At 33.9% G+C, this 4531-nt stretch carries 5 protein-coding genes; all 5 read right to left on the bottom strand.

Translation table 11 applies throughout. The features are described 5' to 3' along the window. Positions 1-47: 47 nt before the first annotated feature. From ACT8VG_RS07690 to ACT8VG_RS07670, 5 genes are read right to left on the bottom strand one after another with little or no spacing between them, the layout of a single operon-like run. Entirely contained in the window at positions 48-1094 is a 1047-nt protein-coding gene (locus ACT8VG_RS07690) for an ABC transporter substrate-binding protein (RefSeq protein WP_444195551.1), read from the bottom strand. Then, the gene (locus ACT8VG_RS07685) at positions 1078-1884 is read right to left on the bottom strand and encodes an ABC transporter permease (protein WP_444195550.1); all 807 of its coding nucleotides are present in this window, start codon (positions 1882-1884) and stop codon (positions 1078-1080) included. The genes ACT8VG_RS07690 and ACT8VG_RS07685 overlap by 17 nt, the downstream gene beginning before the upstream one ends. Then, positions 1859-2728, bottom strand: a complete 870-nt coding sequence (locus ACT8VG_RS07680) for an ABC transporter permease (protein WP_444195549.1) — start codon at positions 2726-2728, stop codon at positions 1859-1861. Before ACT8VG_RS07680 ends, ACT8VG_RS07685 begins: the two co-directional genes overlap by 26 nt. Continuing rightward, complete coding sequence (gene potA / locus ACT8VG_RS07675; protein ID WP_117459469.1) at positions 2728-3771, bottom strand: spermidine/putrescine ABC transporter ATP-binding protein; 1044 nt, start codon at positions 3769-3771, stop codon at positions 2728-2730. Before potA ends, ACT8VG_RS07680 begins: the two co-directional genes overlap by 1 nt. A gap of 14 nt (positions 3772-3785) precedes the next feature. Continuing rightward, positions 3786-4319 carry a helix-turn-helix domain-containing protein gene (locus ACT8VG_RS07670; RefSeq protein WP_022425431.1) on the bottom strand — a complete coding sequence of 178 codons (534 nt, stop codon included), beginning with the start codon at positions 4317-4319 and terminating at the stop codon, positions 3786-3788. Positions 4320-4531 lie beyond the last annotated feature (212 nt).

The following is a 4531-nucleotide window of genomic DNA, read 5'->3' as shown; positions in this document are numbered from 1 at the left end:
CAAAGAAAAAAATGGTGATTCTAGATCTAGAATCACCATAAAATGTGTTATTTTGCTTTAACTATTGTCCAGTAGTTACTAAACATTTCTTTAGTCTTAGTATCCTGATAGTTGAAACATTCATCTTTTGGTCCAACACGCATGCTGTAAGCATTGTTGTTCTTGAATTCTTTCTTTCTTGCTTTTGCAGCTGCTACAGTATTAGTAGTTAAATAACCTACTTCCTGTGTATTTAAGAATGCGTTCTTATCAGAAATCATATAGTTAATGAATTTATTAGCCATATCTGTGTTCTTACAATCCTTAGAGATGACAAATCCATCAAACCAATAGTTAGTACCTTCTTCTGGCATATAGAAGCCCATATCTGGGTTTTCTTTCATTACATCTGCTGCATCACCTGAATACATAACACAAAGTGCTTTTTCACCATTCTTCATGTTATCGATAGAGTCATCTGTTGCATATGTAGGATCCATAGTCTTTCTCTGTTCTACTAACCAGTTGAAAGCAGCCTGGATTTCATTTTCGTTAGTAGTATTCATAGAATACCCCAAAGCCTTTAATGCAACCATCATAGAGTCTCTTTCAGAGTCATACATATAAAGGTTACCCTTATACTTAGGATTACGTAGGATTTCCCATCCTGCTTTTAAATCTTCTTTTTTAACCTGTGTTTTGTCATAAACGATACCTACGTTACCACAGAAATATGGTACCCAGTATTCATTGTTTGGGTCAAACTGCTGATTTAATACTTTAGTATCTAATGATTTCTTATTTGTAATCTTAGACCAGTCAATCTTCTGTAAAAGATTTTCCTTGATCATACGTTCAATCATATAATCAGATGGTACTAATACATCATACTGGTTGCCACCTAATAATTTAGTGTACATTGATTCATTTGAATCATATGTTTCATAAATAACTTTACAATCATATTCATCCTGGAACGCCTTAATAACGTCCATATCGGCATATACACCCCAGTTGAATACCTTTAATGTGTGTTTATAGTTTTTAGACCCACACCCAGTCATTAGGCCGCAGATAACTGCAACGCAAAGTAAACCTTTAAATAACTTTTTCATTTTTTACCCCTCTCTTCTTCAAATAAATATATGGTACAAAAGTGCCTAATAATACCCCAATTAAAATAACTACAAGAATAACTGTAGATAATGCATATATACTCGGATCAACACGTTTAGACATGTTGTAAACAACGATAGAAATATTTTCTACACCATTACCAGATACAAAGTATGAAATGATGAAATCATCAAAACTCATAGTAAAAGATAAAAGTGCTCCTGCAAAGATACCAGGCTTGATCTGAGGAATGATGACCTTAGTCAATGTCTGGAATGGTGTTGCCCCTAAATCCATTGCCGCATCTGCTAGATTGTCATCTAACTGCTTGACTTTAGGATAAACATTTGTAATCACATATGGTGTACAGAACGCAATATGCGCAAGCAACATTGTCATATAACCCTTTTCAAAGCTTACAAAGCTAAATAATAACATCAAAGAAATAGCTGTAACGATTTCAGGGTTCATGATTGGTAAGTTATTGACCTGCTGTACAATAGTTCTGACAGTCTTTTTAGATTTAGATAATGCAATAGCTGTAATTGTTCCCAAAACAACTGAACAGATTGTCGCAATAACCGCTATACTAACTGATACAAAGATGGCATTTAATAGCTGTGTGTTATTAAATAACTGTACATACCAGCGTCCTGAGAAGCCACCAAAATGTGATAAAGACTTGGCGCTATTAAATGAGAAAACTGCCATAATAAATATTGGGAAATAGAGGAAGACCATACATAGTGAAATAATAATCACTTTACTGAGCTTTTTTTCTTTTCGCATTAGTAAGTCCTCCCTGTTCAATTTCATTATTTGTCTTCTTTTCAGCACGATAGATAAGTGCCATAGAAATAATAACAATCACACCTAAGATAAGTGATACAGCACTACCGAAATGCCAGTTACCTACAGTAATGAACTGGTTTTCAATGAAGTTACCAATTAAAGAGTACTGTCCTCCACCTAACATCTTTGGAATAACGAATTCACTGATAGCTGGTAAGAATACCATTGTAATACCAGTTAATACGCCACCAAGTGATAACTTAAAAGTAATCTTAAAGAAGTCTGTAACCTTATTATCAACTAAATCATAGGCTTCTTCTACAATTAAAGGATACATATTAGTTAAAGATGTATGGATTGGCAGAATCATAAATGGGAGGAAGTTATAAATCATCCCGATTGCAACTGCCCCATCAGTATATAACATTCTAAAAGAGCCTAAGCCAAGTAATCCTAGGATGTTATTTAAAATACCGTTTCTAGATAAAATAGAAACCCATGCGTAAGTACGCATTAAAAGGTTGATCCATGTTGGAATAGTAATCAACATAATAAGAATAGTCTGAGTATGCTGTTTACACTTAGAAATCATAAAAGCGACTGGATAACCAATTAATAAACAGATTAATGTAGTAAGTAATCCAAGTCCGAATGATTTAATCAATACCTGGACAAAGATTGGATCAAAGAATTTCGCAAAGTTTGCGAATGTGAATTCAAATGTCTTGATTGCGGATGCCTTTTGTGTAAAAGCATAGAATACAATCAACACCATCGGCAATACAGTTAACAGGAATAGAAATAGGACATAAGGTGTAATGAGTTTTTTATACTGTTTCATTAATAAGTACCCATTGGTTCCATGACATGAATATCTTCAGGCCAGAAATCTAAATCTACTTTCTTTCCTACTTCTGTTAAATCTGTTGTATGAATCTTATAGTCCTGATTTTCTGTACGCACCATGATTTCATAGTGTACCCCTTTAAAGATAACAGATACGACTTCACCTGCAATTTTACCTCTACCTGGTTCTACAATATCTAAGTCTTCAGGACGTAATACAATATCTACTTCCTGACCTTCTTCAAATCCTTTATCTACACATTCAAACTGCTGACCATGCCATTCTACAAGGTAATCCTTAATGAAATGACCTTCTACAATATTAGATTCACCAATGAAGTTGGCAACAAATCTATTTTCTGGTTCATTATAAATATCAATTGGTGAGCCAATCTGCTGAATTAAACCTTCATTCATTACGACAATCTTATCAGACATAGTAAGTGCTTCTTCTTGATCATGAGTAACATAAACGAAAGTAATACCTACCTGCTGCTGGATCTTCTTTAATTCAATCTGCATTGTTTTTCTGAGTTTCAAGTCAAGTGCGCCTAATGGTTCATCAAGAAGAAGTACTTTTGGTTCATTAACAAGAGCTCTTGCAATCGCAACACGCTGCTGCTGACCACCAGATAACTGAGAAATATTTCTTTCTTCATAACCTTTTAAACCTACAAGTTCCAACATTCTTCTTACTTTATGATCAATGATTTCATCAGGCATTTTCTTAATATGTAAACCAAATGCTACGTTATCATAAACATCCATATGTGGAAATAAAGCATACTTCTGGAATACTGTATTTAATTCTCTCTTATATGGTGGTACACCTTCCATGTTCATACCATCAAATAATACAGTACCTGATTCAGGTTCTTCAAATCCTGCCATGATTCTTAGTGTAGTTGTTTTTCCGCATCCACTTGGACCTAGAAGTGTTACGAATTCATTTTCATAGATGTCTAAGTGAATTCCTTTTAGGATGACCTGACCATCAAATGATTTAGTCAGATTATCTAATTCAATAATTTTCTTCATAAAACTCTCCTCATTTAAAATAATGGTGGTGTAGAAATCCAGATCACTCTCGCCTTTCTTTCCCACTGATTCTCTAAATAATGTGCACGTGTGCCCTTCAAATAAAATGTTTCACCCTTTTTAACAATTTCTTCTCGCATCCCATAATGAAGAACAACTTTACCTTCTAATACATAACCAAACTCTTCTCCACCATGGGGTTCCATCTTCATTGAACGTTTACCATTTTCTAGTTCAATAAGAATAGGTTCCATCTCATTTTTCTGAGCATTTGGTACGATATAGTGAATGATGTAATCATCCTGTTCATTCACAAAAAAATCCTTCTTGCCAAAAACAAGCTGTTCATCCTCCTGCTGATCAAAGAAATCATGAAGATTAGTACCTAATGCTTCAAGAATATCATCAAGTGTTGCGACAGATGGTGATGTTAGATTTCTTTCAACCTGGGAGAGGAAACCTTTTGATAATTCGCTGCGGTTTGCAAGTTCTTCAAGAGTTAAGTCATTTGCAAGTCGCAGCTGTTTAATTTTCCTTCCGAGATCCATCTAATCCTCCCTGTTTTATATAATTAACTTTTTGTTCACTTAATCAAACAATGATATTATACACGCTTATAGTAATCTTTCAACCTCTTTTTTAAACTTTTTGTTTTATATATTAAACTTTCACAATAAAAAAAAGAACATTCTTACAAATGTTCTCCAGATTGTTGACAAATTAGATGAAAATATCAATTGGGTTATCCCAAATTGGTATT

The organism is Catenibacterium sp. (assembly GCF_052354645.1).
Lineage (GTDB): Bacteria > Bacillota_I > Bacilli_A > Erysipelotrichales > Coprobacillaceae > Catenibacterium > Catenibacterium mitsuoka_A.
Note: the sequence above shows the minus strand (reverse complement) of the source record. Positions and strands in the feature narration are given on the sequence as shown.